Origin of the sequence: Marinobacter sp. DS40M6 (genome assembly GCF_028581595.1) — a bacterium.
GTDB lineage: Bacteria > Pseudomonadota > Gammaproteobacteria > Pseudomonadales > Oleiphilaceae > Marinobacter > Marinobacter salarius.
The window spans coordinates 217,349-237,702 of the sequence record NZ_JAFCAE010000004.1 but is presented as its reverse complement, the minus strand read 5'-3'; the positions used below and the strand labels follow the sequence as shown (position 1 = coordinate 237,702).

Genomic DNA, 20,354 nt, shown 5'->3' with positions numbered 1-20,354 from the left:
GCGTGCGGGCAATGAAGTGGTCTTATGCCCAGAAAACCCGGTGGCTATGGATGTGTCATCTGACAAAAATTGTCACCCAGTGACGCGTGAGGGCATGGGGTCGACTTCTTTTGTCGATGCGATGAATTTCACAATGTTTTATAAAGTGCTGATAATAAGGCGTTTGTCGGCGGCTGACTTTAGTTGGCACGAGCAATGCTTAACGAAACCCAGGCTCTAGATACCGGTCACGGGGTGCGACTCCGCCGGGCCCGGGCCGTATCGAGTGGATTAACGACAAACACAGAGGTCGACTAATGAAGAACATTCAAATGAATCACGCCCAGAAGGGTTTCACACTGATCGAACTGATGATCGTTGTTGCGATCATCGGTATCCTGGCAGCTGTTGCGATTCCTCAGTATCAGGATTACACAGCTCGTACACAGGTTTCTCGTGTTGTTGGTGAAGTTAACGCGCTGAAATCCAATGCCGAGAGCATTTTCAACAACGGCGGCCAGATCGGCTATGAAGATGACCTGACCACCGATCCACGTACTATTGGTATTGGCTGGACTGGTTCCAACCTCGTAGATGAGGGTACTGGCGCGGCTAACGGACCTGAGTTTGGCCTGACTATCGCTGACGGTGCTTTGGCCACTATGTCTTGGAACGTTGAATTGGGTACTGACGCTTCGGCAGCGGTTCGTGGTGCAGTGATTACTGTAACTCGCTCTGCAAATGGTGCTTACAGCTGTGGCGTTACTCCGCCGACTGCTGGTAACGGTTGGAAAGACAGCTACGCACCTGCGGGCTGCCCGGCTTCCTAATCGGGTGATGTGAACTAAGCTTCCGTACAGTTTTGTCTAGAACTATACGGCAGTCTGAAAGCCCGGGGCCTTGGCTCCGGGCTTTTTTATTTGATAATGCGTGTAGCAACGTCGGGCTTTTTTTGGGCGATATGAACCTTAGAGACGGAGTGTTGCAAAATTGAAAGCCAGTCGGATCACGCTTGCCCTTACAGGGTGTGCTGTCACCTTGTCTTTACTTGCTGTTTTGTTTGCCGATTTTTTGCCCACATACGCTGGATCATACGCGGACCAGCGTTTTCTTCTGGTGGGCCTGATAGGTGCTTTTTCGGTTGCAGGCACAATGTTTATTGCAGCGCAGGGAATACCCTCGAAAAAAGCAATGTTTGCCCTACTGCCCGCTTTTTCGTTTGCGCTTGCCTTTCCTATTTTATCCATTCCTTTTCTTGAGCAGTTATACGCGTTCGTCGAGCCGGCTCTGTACTCGTTTTACTTTGCTGCTGCGGTCTTTGGGGGGCATGCTCTTGTGGCGCAGGGAATGGCCAATCGATACCTAGAGATATTTGTTTCCGTCGCAGCAGCGGCGTGCTTTCTTTATGGTGTGATGTCAGTAAACGTCTACCTGTTTGCGTTGGTGGATGGCTATGCCGATCTTTCAGATCTCATTCCATGGGGCTTCGTGAATATCCGTTACTGGAGCCATGTAGCAACCTGGCTTTTACCCATTCTACCGCTGGCGGTCCTTGTGGGCCCGCTTGGTAAATTCCGCCTTTGGCGCACGATCGTCGCCACCGGAGCTGGGCTTTGGTGGTGGATCATTTTTTTGTCAACTTCCCGGGGTTCGATTCTGGGAATTACGATTGGTGTGGTATTCGCTGCACTGTTCTTTGGCCGTCAAGGCTGGCCTTGGCTAAGGCGGTTTCTTATCTACCTTCTAATTGGACTTGCAATTTGGTTTGTCCTCTCCGTTCTGGTGCCTTCACTTTTCTTCGGTGAAACCGAGTTGCGGTCAGTCAGGGTGGACAGCGCAGGCAGGGCGCCACTATTTATGGAAGCTTGGCAGATGAGTCTCCAGTATTTTCCGTTGGGTATGGGGCCACAGTCCTGGTTAACCCACGATCTGCTTACGCAGGCGTATTCGGAAAACAGTAAATATGGTCATCCGCACAATATGTATCTGATGTGGGCGGCAGAGTATGGCTGGCTGTTGATTCTCCTGTTCCTCCTGCTAGCGCTCCAGCTAACCGTCCAATTATGGCGTCGTCGCACGGCGCTATTGGCTGAGGGTGATACGGAAGGCGTTCTTATGCTCGCTGGTGTTGTTGCGTCCGTGATTGCCGCTTTCATACATGCGGGGGCGTCCGCGGTGTTTATTGCGCCGGGCTCAATGTTGGTTGGTTTGTTTGTGTTGGCGGGGTTCTGGGCGTTGATTGTCTCTCCACTGTTCAGCGTTAGGCAGAGGAATGGCTCTAACCAGGTGCTACCTAAGAAACTGGCTTTTGCGACCTCTTCAGCAGCACTCGTCTTGATTCTTTGGTTGTTGTGGGCCGCACAGGTGCATACCTATTATCTCGATATGAAAGCAGATGAGATTTATTATCATGAGCACATGAGCGAACGGACACTGCCGCGCTTCTGGTTTCATGGAAACTTCCCTCGCCCCGATACCCGATAGTGGCGTTCCAGAGAATGGAGTGCCTCCTCTCTCGCTATATCGGTATTGGTCCGGACTTTGCTCAGTAAAAGTATCTTCGGGTCTTCGGAATACAGAGTATGTCTGGAAAAAACAGCGGTTTTACCCTCATTGAGCTCATGATTGTTGTTGCCATCATCGGCATTATTGCATCCATTGCGATACCAGCCTACCGGGGGCATGTTATGCAATCCCAGGTAAATCGAGCACTTGGAGAGCTGTCTGCCTACAAATCTGCTGTTGAGGAGCGTCTGGCGCGTGGAGCGACGGTTGATAATTCGGACATCGGTTACTCGCCGTCATCGTTGACAACCGGTGTTCCTGCAATCGACATCGCAGTGTTGAATCCTGACGGTTCTGGTCACATTCAGGTGACCATGGGCGGCAACGCCCATGGCGACTTGGTGGGCGTTGTCATCCGCATGGAGCGATCGGTGGCGGGGAACTGGCAGTGTGTAATTGATCCTAGTGCAGCGGCTAATTGGAAGGGTCGGTATAGCCCCAATGGGTGTGATGTGATCTAAGCGATTCCTGCGAGGCATTCCTGTAGTAATTTTGATGTGTTGCGTCACTATCGCCCATAATAGCGCAAACGTAATTGACCTGACGCAGGAAGCCGAGCCTCATGCACTACAACTCCATCCTCCCCGATGTCCTGAAAATCGCAGACGCCGCCAGCGAAAAGGTGCTCAGCATCTACATGACGGACTTCAAGGTCGATTTTAAAGCGGACGAGTCGCCGATTACCGCAGCGGACGTCGCCAGTCATCGCGTGATTGTGGAGGGCTTGCGCAACCTTAGCCATGATATTCCGGTACTTTCGGAAGAGGGTGCCGAAATTCCCTGGAGCGAGCGAAAACAGTGGCGGCGCTTCTGGCTGATTGACCCGATTGATGGCACCAAGGACTTCACCCAGCGTACTGGCGAATTCACCGTAAACATCGCTTTGATCGAAAACGGCGAACCCATTCTCGGGGTCGTCACAGCGCCTGCGTTAAAAGAAGCATACTGGGGCTTGAAAGGCGAGGGCGCCTACAAGCGGGACCGTACAGGCCGCACCCGGCGGATCAGTGTGGTCGAGCCCGGTGAGGCCAAGCGCGTTGTTGCCAGCAAGAATCACTTGAACGACGAAACCAAAGCTTTCATCGACAAGCTTGGCGCTCATGAGCTGGTGCAGGCTGGCAGTTCCCTCAAGTTCTGCAAGATTGCCGAAGGCCATGCGGACATTTACCCAAGGCTGGGGCCAACTTGTGAGTGGGATACCGGTGCAGCTCACGCCGTGCTTTCGGCCGCCGGAGGTAAGGTAGAAACCTTGGAGGGCAAGCCCTTGCAGTACGGCAAGGAGGATGTGCTCAATCCCCATTTCGTTGCTGCTGGCAACTGGTACAAATGACCTGGTACGCATTACAGTACAAACCCAGCCAGGGTGACCGCGCCCTAAGTCATCTGCAAAATCAGGACATTGCCTGCTTCTATCCGAAAATCACGGTGGAAAAAATCAAGGCTGGCAAGCGCACCAAAAAGCTGGAGCCGCTGTTCCCCGGCTACCTGTTTGTGAACCTGGAGCAAACGGATCCCATGTGGGCCAAGCTACGCTCCACGAGAGGCATACTGCGGATTGTCAGCTTTGCCAATAAACCAGCCGCCATCCCGGATGACGTCATCAAACATGTAAAAGACAGCCTGCACACCGTTGCAGAGCAGGGTGGCATCAAACCCGGTCAGGCCGTGGATCTGGAAGACGGACCCTTTAAGGGTATCAGCGCCATCTTCCAGGCTTACGACGGCGAAGAGCGTGCCATTGTCTTGATCAGCTTCATGCAGAAGCAGCAAACGGTCAAAGTTCCCCTATCCACCCTCCACCCACGTAAGTCGGATTAGCGCAGCGTAACCCGACAAGCCAGCCCTAGCTCAAAGAGGAACTTTTGTTCACTTCTATTCGTTCTTCAAACGGTCATAATGTCATTAACGCTTAACAAACGATGGTTACGGAATGCTAGACCCCTCACAAGGGCCATCACGGCCTCAATACGATGACGAAATTAATCTGGTTGATCTGACCAGGACGTTCCTAAGACGAAGGCGGGTGTTCTACATCGTTTTTGTGGTGGTCTCTCTCGGAGGCGTGGTATACGCGTTGTTTGCGCCCGAGAAACACGAATACGTCACCTTGGTGAAATTGGCTGAAAAGGCGAACGGGGAATTCATCGAGGAGCCTGGCACCGTCATCGCCGAACTGGACAGTCTCTGGGTACCTGACCTGCAGGCCCAGCACCATCAAGCTGCAGGCAGTAATCTACCGTTCAGCCTATCCGCCAGTAACCCGGAGAACACCGGGCTCGTCCGAATCGTATCGGAAGCGCCGCCCGCTAAGGCGGAGCTCGTGGAGAAGAACCACCGGCAACTGATTGAGCGACTGAACTCTGAGCAGGGGCAGGCGTTCGCAGCTCTGCAGAAGAGTCTGGAAAAGCAGATTGAATCTCTGGAATCGACCATCAAAATGTTGGAAGCCGGAGAGAATACCGGGGACGCAATTGCATCCGCCGTCGAAAAACAACTGTCACTAGAATCGAGTTTGGAATCGTTATCGCCCTTTGAGGCGTTGGTCGTCAGCAGGCAAAGTGGAGAAAACGCCGGCCCATCGCGCAGGCTGATGGTTGCGCTCTCGATCATGCTCGGTTTGTTGGCGGGGGTATTTATTGCGTTTTTCGCCGAGTTCGTTGGTTTGGTGAAAGGCAAAACGCCTGAAATTTGATCACATGTACCCGTTTCAATAACGGTTTGACAACTTATTACTCCCTGGGCGCTTTGGGGCGGGCATGTCAGGCTTATTGTCACTTGCGTGTCATATTGGATGCCGTAAAATCGTCACGCTTTTGACACAGATGCTTCATCAACCGACAGGGATACAGTTGGGATTGGGTTGTTCCCTCCGTGTTGTTCGTTTTTCCTGTCATTTTTCAGAAAGTTGCCGGTATATGACCTCAAAACACTGGACTCTGGTCGGTGGGGCGGTAGCGTGCCTGATTGCCGCCACGTATTCTTCTGCGGCCTTTTCGGCACCTTGGCTGAAACCTGGCGACAACCGTGCCCGCTTTGCCCTGCAGAAACTGGCGGACCGGGGGCACCTGAACCGCACAACCTCCACCTGGCCGGTGATGATGGGTACTGTCCATAGTGGCTTGGGCCGGGAAACCGGTAACGATGCCCCAGCCATCGGCGGCCCATTGGCTTACCTGACGTTCGAGATGGATGAGCAGGGCCAGCAGGGCTGGCGAGCGGAATACGAACTGGGCGCAACCAGCGAGCCGACCTTTGTAAGAGGCTTTCAGGCTGGCCCACGCGAAACAGCCGAGACCAGCCTCAATGTGCAATGGCAGGGTGAATCCTGGGCCTTCGGCATAAAACCAGGCCTGGCAGCTAACCCGGAAGACGACGATACACTTCGCCTGGACGGCTCCTATCTCGCTGCAACCGCCGGTAACTGGGTGTTTGGCGCTGGTGCCATCGACCGCTGGTGGGGGCCTGGGTGGCAAAGCAGCTTGATCCTTTCCAACAACGCTCGCCCCATGCCTGCGATATGGCTGAACCGTAAGGACGCCGCGGAGCCGGAAACCAGCTGGCTGAAATGGATCGGCCCCTGGCAGTTCACCACCTTCGCTGGCCAACTGGAAAGCGAACGTGCGGTTCCCGACGCCAAGATGATTGGCATGCGCCTGACGGTAAGGCCCATCGACGGGCTGGATATCGGCTTCTCCCGCGCGATCATGTTCGGCGGCGAAGGTCGGCCGGAAGGCGCCTCCACCATCTGGAACGCCCTGATCGGTCGCGACAATGGTCAACTGGAAGAGAACGACCCCGGAAACCAATTGGCCAGTATTGACGCGCGCTACGGTTTTTCCATCGGCGACCAGGCCATGGGTGTCTACGGCCAGATGATGGGCGAAGATGAGGCTGGCGCCTTTCCAGCTCGCAAATCCTGGCTTTTGGGTACGGATTGGACCACTCAATTGTTAGAGAGCGACCAGCAATGGTTTGTAGAGTACGCCAACACGTTGGCCGATGACTTTCTGGGAAATGCCATGCCCAACATCACCTACAACCATTCCCGCTATCAAAGCGGTTACCGCCACAAAGGTCGCAGCATGGGCTCCACTTTCGATGGCGATGCCGAAACTCTGACGGTCGGCGCATTCAACTTTTTTCCGGATGGCCGTAACCTGTTGGCGTCTGTAAGCTATCTGGATCTCAATAAAGATGGCCAGAACCGTGCGGTTGTAATCGACGAGGACGTATTTTATACCGTTCCAGGAGGCAACCAAACGGCCGCTATGCTATCCGTGGGTTACGGTACACAATTTCTCAACGGCTGGCTGGACCTCACGGCCCAGGCCACCGACAAAAAGATAGAATTCATCAGCGGCGAGAAAGACCAATGGTCTGTTGGCGCCGCCTGGCGCTACCGCTTCTAAAAAACGGATTTACTAAGTGAACCTGACCAAACGACTATTAATGTCACTGGCGCTTGTGTTGCCAGTTACCACCGCTGCCCAATCCATTAGCCAGTCCCAGATTGAACAGTTCAAGACTATGCCCCGGGCCCAACAGGAAGCTCTGGCAAGCCAGTATGGGGTGGATCTTGATTCAATCACAGGCTCTGTAAGCCCACAAAACCAGCGCCCACAGAACGTGAGCGTGGTAGAGCCGGTTGACGCCATCTCCGACGAAGAGCGTGAGCGCGCCCGGAAAGAGGCGCAAACCAACGAAGAACAGGACCGCAAGAACGGCGGCCTGAAGCCTTATGGTTACGATCTGTTTGTTGGAAGCCCTACAACGTTTGCGCCAGTGACCGAAATTCCCGTTCCTAACAACTACACCTTGGGCCCCGGCGATGTACTGCGGGTGCAGCTCTGGGGAAAGGAAAATCAGCAACTGGAACTGCCTGTTTCGCGGGACGGTACCATTAGCTTTCCGCAATCCGGCCCCCAAACCGTTGCGGGCCTCACGTTTGACCAAGCCAGACAGCAGATCAAGAAGCGGGTCTCCGAGCAGTACATCGGTGTGCAGGCCAGTGTTTCCCTGGGAGAACTGCGCAGCATGCGGGTGTTCGTGCTGGGGGAGGCCAGAAATGCCGGCTCCTATACCGTCAGCTCGCTGTCCACCATCACCAACGCACTGTACGTCTCAGGCGGCATCAAGCGCACCGGCTCCTTGCGTAAAATTCAGCACAAACGGGATGGCAAACTCATTGGTGAGTTGGACCTGTACGACTTGTTGCTGGCAGGTGACACCTCCAACGACAACCGCCTGCAACCTGGCGACGTTATTTTCATCCCACCTGTGGGTGACCGAGTAGGGATAGAGGGTGAAGTCTACCGCCCCGCGCTCTATGAGCTGAAAAATGGCACCAACCTTCAGGAACTGGTGAATCTGGCCGGCGGCCTGACCCCTCAGGCCTATCCGCAGCTGGTGCGTATTGAGCGGAACAATGACGACTTCCTGCGCATCGTCGCCGAAGCCAATCTCACTACGGCAAAAGGAAAACAGGCAGCAGTTAGACCCGGTGACCGCATAGAAGTTGCCTCCATCTCCGACATCACTGGCCAATACGTGGAAGTGAAAGGGGCGGCCACCCGGCCTGGCCGCTACGCCTGGGTACCGGGCATGCGAGTGAGCTCCGTTATTCGCTCTCTGGATAACGATCTTCTCCGGGAAGCCGACAAGCGCTACGCCGCGATAGTTCGTACTGACCCGGATGCCGACACTGTGTCTGTTATTAACTTGCGCCTGCGAGAGGCCCTCAACAACCCTGGCGGCGGGAATGACATACTTTTGCAGGAAAAAGACCAGTTCCTGATTTTTGCGGATGAGGGCAAAGTTAATGCCCGCAAGCGGGATCAAAATGACTCTGCGCGTAAGGTATCCTCCTCTGGCAATGGCACCGATAGGCTCAAGAACGGGGCTACCTCTGAAGATGGAGATAGGGATTACGGTCGGTTCAGTCGTGAAGCGCTCTTTGCCCCGGTGCTACAACGCTTGAAAGCTCAGGCCAAACCCGGAGCGCCCCAACAAACCATTCAAGTGACGGGCCCAGTGCGTTACCCTGGCGAGTACCCGTTGCCGGCTTCGCGGCAAGTAGCAGATGCCATATATGTCGCCGGCGGCTTGAAAGATTCAGCTTCGCTCTATACAGCAGAACTGGCGCGATTCGGCGTTGACGAACAGGGTACGGGTAAAACCAACATTCAGAACCTGAACCTCAAAGCCGTAATGGAAGGGCAGGTGTCAGTCTCGCTTCAAAGCCGGGACCGTCTACTTATCAAGTCCATTCCGGAGTTTGCTCGGGCTAAAACGATCGAGCTGAATGGTGAGGTCCGTTACCCGGGGCAATATACAATCCGCAATGGCGAAACCCTGCGTGACGTGATCCAGCGCGCCGGTGGCCTCACTGAGAACGCTTTCCCCGAAGGCGCGGTCTTCACCCGCGAAAAGCTCCGCCAACTGGAGGCCCAGCGCCTGCAGGAAGCCGAAGAGCGCCTGCAGGGAGACCTTCTGGGCATACAACTGGAAGGCGACGACATCGGTGGTCAGGGCGCAGAAAGAACCCAGCAAGTCGAAGATCTGCTGGAGGACGTACAAAGCGCTCGCCCGGTCGGCCGCATGGTCATCAACCTGGCTGACGTTATAGGCAGCGACGAATATCAGCCCATCCGTCTGCAAGACGGCGATCGCTTGACCATACCCCTCATCCCGCAGTCCGTCAGTGTATTTGGCGAAGTACAGTTTCCCACCAGCCACCTGCACACTGAGGGACTCACCGTGGATGAATACCTGGAACGTAGCGGTGGCCCAACGCGACAGGCCGATGAAGACAGAGTCTACGTCGTTAAAGCGGATGGCTCCGTAATGCTCCCTGAGAAGAGTCGCTGGTTTGGCGGCCGCAGCCAACAACTAGCGCCGGGAGACACCATCATCGTGCCCATCGACGTGGATCGCCTGAACCAACTGGAGCTTTGGAGTAACGTAAGCCAGATTGTTTACCAGATGGCGTTGGGAGCAGCGGCAGTGGGGAACCTCTGATGGCCAGATACGAGCAGTTACCGGCAAACACTCAGGCTAAACACATTCCCGATGACGAGATCGACCTGCGGGAACTCTTCATAACCTTATGGCAAGGCAAGTGGATAATCATCTTGATCACGGTGCTCTTCGCCGCTGGCGGCGTGGCCTATGCGTTGTACAAACCTGACATCTACAAGGCCAGCGCCCTCCTGGCACCTGCAGACGGCGATGGTAGCAGCGGTTTGGGCGGCCGGCTCGGAGGCCTGGCCAGCCTGGCTGGCATCAACATTGGCCAAGACGGCTCAAACAAAACCGTCATTGCCCGCGAGGTACTTGAGTCCCGCGCCTTCCTAACGGATTTCATCCGCCGCCACGACCTAATGGTACCGTTGATGGGCACCGATGGATGGAGTAATCAGAGGCAAGAGTGGATTTATAACCTTGATGCCTACGACCCCGGAACTAGTGAGTGGAATACGGACGAAGATGGCAAAAGCCTGGAGCCCACCAACTGGGACTTGGTCAGGAAATTCAAAGAAGTTCACCTAAGCGTCAGCGAAAACAAAGAAAACGGTATGGTTATCGTCAGCGTGATAAGTGAGTCCCCCATCGCCGCAAAGCGGTGGACAGACTGGCTGGTAAAAGATATCAACGAACATATGCGGACCCAAGATGTGGAAGAGGCAGAGGCCAGCATTGAGTACCTGCGGACCAAATTGAACGAAACCAATATCGCCGGTATGCAACAAGTGTTCTATCAGCTCATCGAAAGCGAAACACGCACCGTTATGCTGGCGCACGCCCAGAAAGAATATGTGTTTAAAACTGTAGACCCGGCCGTAGTGCCTCAGGAAAAAAGTGAACCAAAACGTGCCCTTATTGCCGTCGTAGCAACCATGCTTGGCGGTATGCTCAGTGTATTTGTTGTATTCATTCGAGCCCTGCTGCGCAGTGGAAAAGAGCCTGAGTTTACACCCAAAAGATAAAGCGGCTTTAGACGGTATTTGATAGCCAACGACTTTTTCGAAAGCAGCGCATCGGACAGAGCAAAGCGATACCCGATACCTGAGGCAACGTCTTCCTTGAAACTGAAAGTGCGCAGGACCGTTTGGCAAACTCCAAGCTTGCAGCGATGGCGAGTCTCCTAGCGGTCCGTCCTGCCAGCAAACAACCAAAGGCAAAGTCCAAAATAAGCGGGCTTATGCCTCATTTACTCCGAATACATAGGCACCAATGTTCAGCCAACTAAAAGAGCTCTACTCCTTACTAACAATCGACCAACGAAAAAAGCTCCTACGTCTACAAATCCTGGTCGTACTTATGTCTTTCGCCGAAATCGCTGGTGTAGTCGCCATCGGGCCATTCATGGCGTTGGTCGGTGACATTTCTCAGTTGGAAGGCGACGGCGCTTTAGCCGACCTTTTTCAGGCTACGGGCCTGGAGAGCCCTCGCGACTTCCTGTTCTGGCTAGGCATCGGTGTCCTAACGATTCTTACTGCAGCAGCATGCATTTCCATGTTCACCACTTGGCGCCTCTCCATATACGGCGCCCAGGTGGGGGCTGAGTTGGGCAACCGCCTTTTCCGCCATTATATGTATCAGCCTTGGTTATTCCACGCCAGTGGTAGCAGCAGTCAGCTTACCAATCGCATTTCTCAGGAAACACAAAGAATAACTACGCAGATAATTAATCCTCTGATGCAAATGAACGCAAAACTGGTAATGGCATTATTTATGGCGTTAGCCATATTTTTATACAACCCGTTAGTAGCGCTTTCAGGCATCGTTATATTCTCCAGTTCCTATATGCTGCTCTATAAAACGGTTCGTCGCCGTTTGGTCCGTAACGGACGCCACATAAGTGATGCACAGCAAATGCGATTCAAACTTATGGGTGAGGGCTTCGGTGGCATCAAGGATGCGCTGCTTTTGGGTCGCCAAAAAATTTTTACTGACCGATTTCAAGTAGAATGCGAAAAATTTGCAGCAGCCCAAGGCGCCAATCTGGCCCTAGCCCAGGCTCCTCGTTATGCAATGGAATTGGTGGCGTTTGGTAGTGTTATCTTTTTGGTACTGTATTTGCTAGCGGTACACGAAGGTAATCTTGGCACTATCCTACCTGTACTTTCAGTCTATGCGCTAGCTGGTTTCAAACTTTTGCCTGCATTCCAGAAAATTTACACCAGTCTTTCAAATATTCGTGGCAACCTCTCCGCTTTCGATACCGTGCGGGATGACCTACGAGCAAGCAGTTTAGAAGCTGCGAAGGCACACCATCCAACTGCCGAGAGAATCACGCCGAGAAAGGAAGTCCAGATTAAAGACGTGATATTCACTTATCCAGGCATAACCGAACCCGCCCTAAAAGACTTGAATATCAATATTCCGAGCAACCGGACAATTGGCCTCGTTGGTGCTTCCGGCTCCGGAAAATCAACGGCAATTGATATATTACTTGGTCTTATCGAACCGCAACAGGGTAACCTGCTAATCGATGGTGAACCATTAACGAAGGACAACATACGAGCCTGGCAAAATTCCGTCGGCTTTGTACCACAATCGATTTTCCTGGCTGACAGTTCAATTCGTGAGAATATCGCCTTCGGGCTACCGCCAGAAGCTGTTGATGAAGAGAAGGTTGACCATGCTGCCACCATGTCCCATCTGGGTGAGTTGCTCGCAGAACTACCTAATGGCTTAGACACCAGAGTAGGGGAGCGGGGTGTTCAACTGTCAGGCGGCCAAAAACAACGTATTGGTATAGCCAGAGCCCTCTACAACGATGCAGATGTACTTGTTCTAGATGAGGCCACAAGCGCACTTGATGGTATTACTGAAAGGCTTATCATGGATGCCATTCATGATTTTTCAGGTAAGAAGACCATCATCATGATCGCTCACCGACTTGCAACCGTGCGCCAGTGTGACGTTATTTATCTACTGGAAAAAGGTAAAGTAACCGATCAGGGAACATACAACGAGCTAGCTTCACGAAATGCGATCTTCCAACGTATGGCCGAACACAACTGAAACAAATACGTAGTGATTTATAGCTTAAAAACCAAACTGTGTGTTCATTAAAGTTTCCGGTTTTTACTGCGATTGTCCCGTGTAATACGCTTAGCGTCAGCCACGCTTCGAGTTACGAGGTTCAACTGGCACTCGCATCTTAAAGAATCCACTACAGAGAGCAAGCTAGTATCTAAGCTTACAATCTAATATTATTTATGGAGGTTTCAAGTGGTTGATAATCCGAGTTTTAAGATAGCTGGCCGAGATGTTGGTGTAGATTTTCCTCCGCTCGTTGTTGCGGAAATTGGAATCAACCATGAAGGATCTTTAGACACCGCGAAGGAAATGGTAGATGCGGCTAAGCGGGCTGGTATAGAAGTGGTTAAGCATCAAACCCATGTCGTTGAAGATGAAATGAGCGCGGAAGCGAAGAAGGTGATTCCTGGGAATTCTGATGTTTCAATATACGAAATAATGGAACGGTGCAGCCTTTCCGAAGCGGAAGAAGTCGCGCTCAAAAACTATGTCGAATCGAAGGGTATGATTTTCATTAGTACTCCGTTCTCGCGGGAAGCAGCGAATCGTTTAAATCGGATGGGCGTTGAAGCTTTCAAGATTGGATCAGGGGAATGTAATAACTATCCGCTACTAATGCATGTTGCGAAAATGGGTAAGCCGGTCATATTGAGCACCGGAATGAACGATCTCTTAAGTATAAGAAAGGCTGTGGAAATTTTTAAAAGTCATAATATACCCTTGGCTATATTACATACTACAAACCTATATCCAACGCCCCCCCATCTTGTTAGATTGGGCGCTTTCAAACAGATGAAAAATGAATTCCCTGATTTGGTGGTTGGCCTATCCGACCATACAATAACAAATCACGCCTGTTTCGCAGCAGTCGCGCTGGGCGCATCGGTTCTTGAGAGACATTTCACGGATCGAATGGACCGCGAGGGGCCCGATATAGTTAACTCAATGGATGAACATGCTGCACGAGATTTGATCGTTGGAAGTCAGATGATTTGGGAGATGCGCGGTGGAATAAAAGAGGCGGCAGAAGAGGAAAGAGTTACAATAGATTTTGCTTTCGCTACCGTAGTGGCAACAAAGCCTATAGAAAAAGGCGGAGTACTAACAGAAGATAATATTTGGGTGAAACGCCCAGGGAAGGGAGAAATTCCCGCGGAGAAATATTACGACCTAATTGGCAAACGAGTTAAAAGGGCAGTTTCTAGTGATGAGCATCTTGAATGGAAGGATATCGAAAGATGAAGAATATTCTCTTCGTTTCCGGTACAAGAGCAGATTTCGGAAAACTTAAGCCCTTGATTGAAAGAGTTAGGGAAGAGAAAAACTTAAAATATGGCATTTTCGCGACTGGAATGCATTTGCTTTCTAAGTACGGGTCTACGATAAACGAAATCTATAAATCAGGCTTTTCCAACGTCTTCCAGTATATGAATCAGGTTGAGGGAGAAGACATGGAGGTTGTGCTCGCAAATACAATTACGGGTATCAGCCGATATTTACATGAAAATAAAGTTGATCTCATTGTCGTTCATGGTGATAGAGTTGAAGCACTGGCCGGTGCAACTGTAGGGGCATTGAGAAATGTTCTTGTTGCCCATGTAGAAGGCGGGGAAGTTTCTGGAACTGTAGACGAATTGATGCGTCATGCAATTTCTAAGTTGTCTCATTTCCATTTCGTTGCAAGTGACGTTGCTAAGAAGAGACTAATCCAGCTTGGAGAAGACTCGGACTCTATTGCAGTTATTGGCTCCCCCGATGTAGACGTTATGTTGTCGAAGAATCTACCAAAATTAAATGATAGTCTATCTCGTTACGAAATACCTTTTGAATCTTATGCCATCGCTATATTACATCCAGTTACAACAGACTTAGCCTCGCAAAGGTATCATGCCGATCAATTCGTTCAAGCACTGGATAAAACCGGAGACCGCTATATAGTCATATATCCAAATAATGATCAAGGGTCTGCTTTTATTTTTGAGGCATATCAAGTCATTAAAGAAAACCAAAAATTCAGGATGTTTCCTTCCCTAAGATTTGAACACTTTCTAACACTGCTGAAAAATGCCGATTACATCGTTGGGAATTCGAGTGCTGGGATTCACGAAGCACCTATTTATGGTGTTCCGACCATAAATATTGGCAATCGTCAGCATAAACGTATGCAGCATGAATCGATATTTAATACTGAGTTTTGTGTCGATTCTATAGTCGACACGATTAGGAATGCCGTCTTGTCTGCACCATTTAAGAGAACAAACCACTATGGCGACGGACGAAGCGCGGACTTGTTTGTCGATGTGCTGAAATGTGATCTGTGGCAAAGACCAAATCAGAAACATTTCCGGGACTTGGAATTTGTACATGTTTAAAGGAAAATCGATTCTAGGGCTTATTACAGCGAGGGGCGGGTCAAAGGGTATCCCACGCAAGAATGTGAAGGAGTTAGCGGGCAAACCGTTGATCCAATGGACAATTGAGTCAGCAAGAGATTCGGTTTTTATTGATCGACTCGTTGTAACGTCTGATAGTGAAGAGATACTTAGTGTATCCCGCGGTTTGGGGTGTGAAACAATCCAAAGACCAAGCTGTTTCGCCCAAGATGAATCTAGTAGCATGGAGGCGATTCTTCATGCAATAGAAGTTCTGTCGCCGTCGTATGATTACTTGATTCTGCTTCAGCCAACGTCCCCCCTTCGAAAAACCTCTGATATAGATGGAATACTAGAATCTGCGATTACCAGTAACTCCGAGATAATGGTTTCAGTATCTAAATTAAAAACACATCCTATGTTTATTTATGAAATACATAACGGATATCTAAGATCTTTTCAGCCACAAAAGGAGCAGTTAAGAAGGCAAGACATGCCTCCTGTGTACGTACATAATGGTGCACTATATGTTGCTGAGGTAGCGAAACTAAAAGCTGAGAAGAGCTTTAATGGCCCAACGGCAATGGCCTATGTGACGGATGGTTTAATAAATCTTGATATTGATACGCTTGAAGATTGGAAGTATGCGGAATTTTTGATTGAGGAGAATTTATGAGCCTAAGAATTCTCCACATTGCTTCTTTTGTTGGTAATATTGGCGACAATATGAGCCATATTGGACTTATGTCAATATTCGATGACATTCTCCCAAACTATCAAGTTGAAAGACTGGAGATTCGAAAATTTTATAAGAACTATACTGGAAACGATAAGCAACATTTTGATGAGTCTTTTCTTTCAAGATTGAAAAATTTCGATCTATGCATTATTGGTGGTGGTGGGTTTCTCGATTATTGGGTTGAAGGAAGCGAGAGTGGTACCACTATCGATATCTCTCCTACAATCATATCGCACATTGACGTCCCTGTTTTAATTTGCAGCGTCGGTTGTATTCCTCACCGGACAGTTCCCCGTGGCAATATTGATAAATTCAAACGATTTTTGGACGCCTGTGCATTAAATCCATTGATTAGAATCATTTTACGTAACGATGGCTCACTTGAGAATGTCAGAAGAAATATTGGCGATAAGTATTCATTAGGCTTAATGCAAGGGCTTGATAATGCTTTTTTTATTAATGGTAAATACGAGAACGAACTCCCATTTCTAAAGGACTATGTTGCAGTCAATATCACTTCCGATCAGCTATTAATGAATAGTGAGGTGAGCGGCGAAATTGACATCGGCCTCTATAATGATGAGCTGGCGAAAGTTGTCTCATATATTTGTGAAGAGCGTGGTTTGAATGTGGTTTTTGTACCGCATATTTACAGTGACCTTGAAGCAATATCAAGCTTGTTGGCGCGATTAGATGATTACACTATTAGGACTAGAATCTCGATTGCTTCGTGTTTGCAATTTGACCAAGGAGCTATTGCAGCTGCATCCATTTATCAGAATGCTCGATTGACGATTGGAATGCGGTTCCATGCCAATATAATACCGATAGCACTAGGTTGTACCGCGCTTGGACTGGTCGCACTTGATCGAGTAAAACATATGTATGATAGCATTGGAATGAATAAAAATTACGTTTTCGCCGACGGATGTTTTTCATCCGAGTTGTGTGGGAAGATTAGAAATATATTTGATGATACGTTACTAGACGGCCAAGCATGGACTCCATCGCTTGATGTTATCAAGAACGAAGGTCGGCATTCCATCGTCAGTGCTGTTCGGTCTTTGGGGATTGGTCAGTCATCTATATAAAGTTTTGGAATTTTTAACTCGTTTAAAATAGGTTCTCAGTGTCTAAGCAAAAAAAAATAGTTTTTCATTCGATTGATTCTCCGCGTCGCGAGTTAGAGTGGCGGCTTTTCGTAGCGATAAAGCTTGCAGAAAAGGGGTTTACTAATATTATAGGCTCAAAAACGGAGATAGAGTATTTACATGAGAATTCTAGAAATTGTGTTTTCCTTGGTCGACTTAATAGTGTAACAGGTCGCACCAAATCAGATATTCGATATCTGAAAAGGATGGAAGTTAACGGAACTAAAATGTTCTACTTGCACGACGAGGGTGGGTTTTACTTTAGGGGAGAGTATGACGAGGCCGTAAAGAAAATATATCCGGATGAATTGTTTGGCTCAAGTGCCATTCATAACGTATTTTTCTGGGGAGAAAAGCAGAGAAGAGTCTTTGAGAACCATAAGAACTATTCTAAGCTTCATGTTACCGGTTCACCCAGGTTCGACCTGTTAAAGTCTGGCTTTTCTCATATTGATTCTGAATATGTAAAAAGTATAAAAGAGCGTTATGGTAAATTTGTACTGGTTTGTACCCGCTTTGGTGCTGTAAATAGAGTGCCTGATGAGCCAACTACTTTAAGTAAACGTAGCTTTGATATTAGGGTGGAGGGGGGTGCTCTCAAGAAATTCAGTAAGGAAGAAATATTTGAAACAATGTTCAGCGCCTGGGAGAAGATATCCTATGAATTCACGAGTTTCGTTCCTACTTTAGCAAAACTCGTACAAGACTTCCCTGACGTCAATTTTGTAATTCGTCCGCACCCAGCAGAACGCCAGTCATTCTATTCGGATTCATTCGCTCATTTTAATAATGTTTTTGTAGATAAAAGTGGTGACGTTCGACCGTTTATAAGGGCCTCGGAGGTTGTAATACATTCAGAGTGCACCACGGGTGTGGAAGCGGAAATAGCGGGCAGACCCACCATTAATTTTCGCCCCTGTATGAATATTGAGAAATACGCACCATTCAGCGTTGAAGGTGTTAGCAACGTGGGCCTTCTTTGTTGTGATTACGAGTCACTTTACGACTCATTACAGTCAGCGTTGTCGGGTCAAAGCCAGTCAAATGATTCACTTCATAACGCTGCTCCATATTTGGCTAACGTTATGGGTAATTCATTCGCATTTGAGCGAATTGTTCAGATGATAGATGAATTTTGTGGGGCCCGTCTCGAAACATCGCATCTACCCATTTTGCCAATTCGATCGAGGTTTCAGTTCATAAGGTATATTAAAAATAAACTTAGAACGTTTAGAGATTTAGTAGTAAATGCTGCTGCACTGAAAAAAGGTGACTCTAAGTTTTATTATTATAGTGATACGGAGTTACAGCGCTTTCTTAAAAATGTATCTACCAACGATGTCAAAATCTGGAGAAAAGGGCGAAATATTTGGGTAACACCAAAACGGAATTTGTATAGTTAGGACATTGCGCTTTGTAGTTCTATATTTACTGAGCGAATCGTATAGTTTATATTGATTCAATCATTCCTGACGTCAGGGTTAAAGCCTGAAAGTTGCAAGATTACTCGAAAGGGAAACTCGTTCTCTTTCGAGTGTAACCATGATGCTGCTAGCCCAGTGCTGGATAAAAGTTTGACTATTAAGGCGAGCTTGAGTGTCCTAGGGCTATCTACTTTCCAGCAAAAATGCCGTTATGGCGTCACGCTCAAGATTAAGGTGTCCACTCTATATCAGTGCGAAATTTCAGTGCTGGTATGTCGGTCTAGCGTCTCGAATTGGTAATAAACGTCATTGAGAGGCGATCGCTCCATTGAGCTGGAACTACGCACTAGCAAAAAAGTTGAGTAAGTATCTTGCGATAATAGATAGTTTGTACAGCATCTGGTGTCATGCGTTTCAATAGAGACCAACATTAAGCGTGTGGATATCGGAGCTCTGTCTCTTGGAGCCTTAATGAACTGTCTGTTTCTATAGAGCCGCAATCATCCCTCTGCGACACAATCAAGGACTTGTTGTTTTGGTAAATGGTGAAATTCGAAATACTCTGTTCGGTCCAGGTTTACCATTGTGGTTCGCAGGTAATTAATTGTTAACTCCTTTGTTTATTAGAACAGTAGACTACAGAGTAATCTAATGGGTTTTAACCTTGTAGCAGCATTCATATTTTTATTTTTTTCATTTGCGGCTCTCAAAAGGAGTCCTGTTTCGGCCTATATCTCCGCTTTAATTGCATTTACTTATATTTCTGGAATCTTAGTTGGAAATTTCCCTACGGACGTAGGGTTTTCGCTGGTCATTAACTTTATTTTTATAGCATTAATTTTGTTAGCATTTTGTTGTACTTTTCGAGGTAAAAAAATTTTTTGGATTAAAGAAGATTACTCCATCGTCACCCAGAAATGGTTTTTATTTTCTTTATCCTTGATGTTAACGATTGTAACAGCAACAAATATTTTAATCGTGTACAGTTCTATTTCTTATGTCCTTGGGGGGAATATTGATATAACCGCCTTTAAAAATCAGGGAGGGGCGGCTGAGATGATTAGGGTTTGGGCTGACCCTCGTCTTGTTTTTTTAAGCTATGGTTTTTCGCCTCTTGCGTACTTTTCTCTCGCATTGCATTTCTACTTTATCTTTCGAGGGAGAGTTTTTCTGAGCCTGGTTTTCTTCATCTTTTCCTTGAATATACCGCTAGTTGGGCTTCATAGTCTTTCGCGCTCTTCAATCGTTCACTATTTTTTACTGTACTTCCTTATTTATTGTGCATGCTATGGTGGTATACCTGATAAAGTAAAAAGAAAGGTAAATTTGATCGCTGGTTTGTTTTTTACCGGGATCGTCGCGATATTTGCTCTCATTACAACCTCTAGATTCTCTGGGTCTAGTTTTTCGACGATACCTGGAAACTCCTTTGTATCGAGCCCCATCTTGTACTCAATTTTGAATTATGCGTCTCAATGGATAGTTAATAGTATCGGTGCTTTGGAAGATTTCTCCTTGAATCATATTTGGTTTGGGAAGTCTACTTTTACCGTTTTCGATATAGTAACTGGTATGATTGGATTTGACACTGTGGATTATGGAGATCTTCGACAGGAGACCCTGGGGCAGTATTCAACTAAGTTTATCGGTTTGGTTGCTACTCTCGTTTATGAATTCTCATACATAGGTGCGATCTATTATGTTTGTTTATTTTACTTGTTTTTTAGGTTTCTCGCTCCAGGTCGATTTGAGATGAGAGTAAGTGGTATTTTGATTTTAATTGTTTTCTCGAGCCAACCTTTGATGTTTTTCACTAATAATTATCTTGGTAATACGATGTATGCGATTGGGGCATTTTATGCGATCATGATTTACATTTTATCTAACTTTTTTGTTAAGTTAAATGTGCCGAAGTATTGATCTGATACAAATATCATAGACACCTTTTTCGATAGTTGCAGTTCCAGAAGGTTAATATTTTAGTTCTCAGAAAATGATTTTCGAGGACCATATCTGGTAACTGTTATTTATATTGCTTATTTTGATGTTTTTAGGTTAAAGGTTATATAATGTGAGT

16 protein-coding genes are annotated in these 20,354 nt (G+C 48.3%); all 16 read left to right on the top strand.

Features of this window, described 5'->3' with window-relative positions:
* Positions 1 to 296: 296 nt before the first annotated feature.
* The 16 genes from JJO78_RS11835 to JJO78_RS11760 all read left to right on the top strand — a co-directional run bounded on the left by JJO78_RS11835 (position 297) and on the right by JJO78_RS11760 (position 20,197).
* Positions 297 to 809: a pilin gene (locus JJO78_RS11835; RefSeq protein ID WP_273623777.1), complete on the top strand. Its 513-nt coding sequence runs from the start codon at positions 297 to 299 to the stop codon at positions 807 to 809.
* A 208-nt stretch (positions 810 to 1,017) separates the two neighbouring features.
* Positions 1,018 to 2,463, top strand: a complete 1,446-nt coding sequence (locus JJO78_RS11830; protein WP_273623775.1) for an O-antigen ligase family protein — start codon at positions 1,018 to 1,020, stop codon at positions 2,461 to 2,463.
* 98 nt (positions 2,464 to 2,561) lie between these two features.
* On the top strand, positions 2,562 to 3,005 hold the full coding sequence (locus JJO78_RS11825; protein ID WP_273623773.1) for a pilin: 444 nt from the start codon (positions 2,562 to 2,564) through the stop codon (positions 3,003 to 3,005).
* A gap of 101 nt (positions 3,006 to 3,106) precedes the next feature.
* Positions 3,107 to 3,874 carry a 3'(2'),5'-bisphosphate nucleotidase CysQ gene (gene cysQ / locus JJO78_RS11820; protein ID WP_273623771.1) on the top strand — a complete coding sequence of 256 codons (768 nt, stop codon included), beginning with the start codon at positions 3,107 to 3,109 and terminating at the stop codon, positions 3,872 to 3,874.
* Complete coding sequence (rfaH, locus tag JJO78_RS11815; protein ID WP_273623769.1) at positions 3,871 to 4,362, top strand: transcription/translation regulatory transformer protein RfaH; 492 nt, start codon at positions 3,871 to 3,873, stop codon at positions 4,360 to 4,362. The genes cysQ and rfaH overlap by 4 nt, the downstream gene beginning before the upstream one ends.
* 112 nt (positions 4,363 to 4,474) lie before the next feature.
* Complete coding sequence (locus JJO78_RS11810) at positions 4,475 to 5,236, top strand: Wzz/FepE/Etk N-terminal domain-containing protein (protein ID WP_273623767.1); 762 nt, start codon at positions 4,475 to 4,477, stop codon at positions 5,234 to 5,236.
* A gap of 223 nt (positions 5,237 to 5,459) precedes the next feature.
* Complete coding sequence (locus tag JJO78_RS11805; protein ID WP_273623765.1) at positions 5,460 to 6,953, top strand: capsule assembly Wzi family protein; 1,494 nt, start codon at positions 5,460 to 5,462, stop codon at positions 6,951 to 6,953.
* 16 nt (positions 6,954 to 6,969) lie between these two features.
* Complete coding sequence (locus tag JJO78_RS11800; RefSeq protein WP_273623763.1) at positions 6,970 to 9,561, top strand: SLBB domain-containing protein; 2,592 nt, start codon at positions 6,970 to 6,972, stop codon at positions 9,559 to 9,561.
* Positions 9,561 to 10,529, top strand: coding sequence for a Wzz/FepE/Etk N-terminal domain-containing protein (locus JJO78_RS11795; protein ID WP_273623761.1), 969 nt, complete (start codon positions 9,561 to 9,563; stop codon positions 10,527 to 10,529). Before JJO78_RS11800 ends, JJO78_RS11795 begins: the two co-directional genes overlap by 1 nt.
* 334 nt (positions 10,530 to 10,863) lie before the next feature.
* On the top strand, positions 10,864 to 12,573 hold the full coding sequence (locus JJO78_RS11790) for an ABC transporter ATP-binding protein (RefSeq protein WP_273623759.1): 1,710 nt from the start codon (positions 10,864 to 10,866) through the stop codon (positions 12,571 to 12,573).
* A 210-nt stretch (positions 12,574 to 12,783) separates the two neighbouring features.
* Positions 12,784 to 13,833 (top strand): N-acetylneuraminate synthase family protein, encoded by a 1,050-nt coding sequence (locus JJO78_RS11785; protein WP_273623757.1) that lies wholly within the window; start codon positions 12,784 to 12,786, stop codon positions 13,831 to 13,833.
* Positions 13,830 to 14,963, top strand: a complete 1,134-nt coding sequence (neuC, locus tag JJO78_RS11780) for a UDP-N-acetylglucosamine 2-epimerase (protein ID WP_273623755.1) — start codon at positions 13,830 to 13,832, stop codon at positions 14,961 to 14,963. Before JJO78_RS11785 ends, neuC begins: the two co-directional genes overlap by 4 nt.
* Positions 14,956 to 15,639: an acylneuraminate cytidylyltransferase family protein gene (locus JJO78_RS11775; protein WP_273623753.1), complete on the top strand. Its 684-nt coding sequence runs from the start codon at positions 14,956 to 14,958 to the stop codon at positions 15,637 to 15,639. The genes neuC and JJO78_RS11775 overlap by 8 nt, the downstream gene beginning before the upstream one ends.
* Positions 15,636 to 16,793 carry a polysaccharide pyruvyl transferase family protein gene (locus JJO78_RS11770; RefSeq protein ID WP_273623751.1) on the top strand — a complete coding sequence of 386 codons (1,158 nt, stop codon included), beginning with the start codon at positions 15,636 to 15,638 and terminating at the stop codon, positions 16,791 to 16,793. The genes JJO78_RS11775 and JJO78_RS11770 overlap by 4 nt, the downstream gene beginning before the upstream one ends.
* 38 nt (positions 16,794 to 16,831) lie before the next feature.
* Positions 16,832 to 18,256 carry a surface carbohydrate biosynthesis protein gene (locus JJO78_RS11765; RefSeq protein WP_273623749.1) on the top strand — a complete coding sequence of 475 codons (1,425 nt, stop codon included), beginning with the start codon at positions 16,832 to 16,834 and terminating at the stop codon, positions 18,254 to 18,256.
* 672 nt (positions 18,257 to 18,928) lie between these two features.
* A complete protein-coding gene (locus JJO78_RS11760; protein WP_273623748.1) occupies positions 18,929 to 20,197 on the top strand; it encodes an O-antigen polymerase in 1,269 nt (422 codons plus the stop codon).
* Positions 20,198 to 20,354: the final 157 nt, after the last annotated feature.

Coding starts and splice junctions, on each gene's coding strand:
- JJO78_RS11835 (WP_273623777.1), top strand. CDS start 297: ATGAAGAACATTCAAATGAATCACGCCCAGAAGGGTTTCACACTGATC.
- JJO78_RS11825 (WP_273623773.1), top strand. CDS start 2,562: ATGTCTGGAAAAAACAGCGGTTTTACCCTCATTGAGCTCATGATTGTT.
- cysQ (WP_273623771.1), top strand. CDS start 3,107: ATGCACTACAACTCCATCCTCCCCGATGTCCTGAAAATCGCAGACGCC.
- rfaH (WP_273623769.1), top strand. CDS start 3,871: ATGACCTGGTACGCATTACAGTACAAACCCAGCCAGGGTGACCGCGCC.
- JJO78_RS11810 (WP_273623767.1), top strand. CDS start 4,475: ATGCTAGACCCCTCACAAGGGCCATCACGGCCTCAATACGATGACGAA.
- JJO78_RS11805 (WP_273623765.1), top strand. CDS start 5,460: ATGACCTCAAAACACTGGACTCTGGTCGGTGGGGCGGTAGCGTGCCTG.
- JJO78_RS11795 (WP_273623761.1), top strand. CDS start 9,561: ATGGCCAGATACGAGCAGTTACCGGCAAACACTCAGGCTAAACACATT.
- JJO78_RS11790 (WP_273623759.1), top strand. CDS start 10,864: ATGTCTTTCGCCGAAATCGCTGGTGTAGTCGCCATCGGGCCATTCATG.
- neuC (WP_273623755.1), top strand. CDS start 13,830: ATGAAGAATATTCTCTTCGTTTCCGGTACAAGAGCAGATTTCGGAAAA.
- JJO78_RS11775 (WP_273623753.1), top strand. CDS start 14,956: ATGTTTAAAGGAAAATCGATTCTAGGGCTTATTACAGCGAGGGGCGGG.
- JJO78_RS11770 (WP_273623751.1), top strand. CDS start 15,636: ATGAGCCTAAGAATTCTCCACATTGCTTCTTTTGTTGGTAATATTGGC.
- JJO78_RS11760 (WP_273623748.1), top strand. CDS start 18,929: ATGGGTTTTAACCTTGTAGCAGCATTCATATTTTTATTTTTTTCATTT.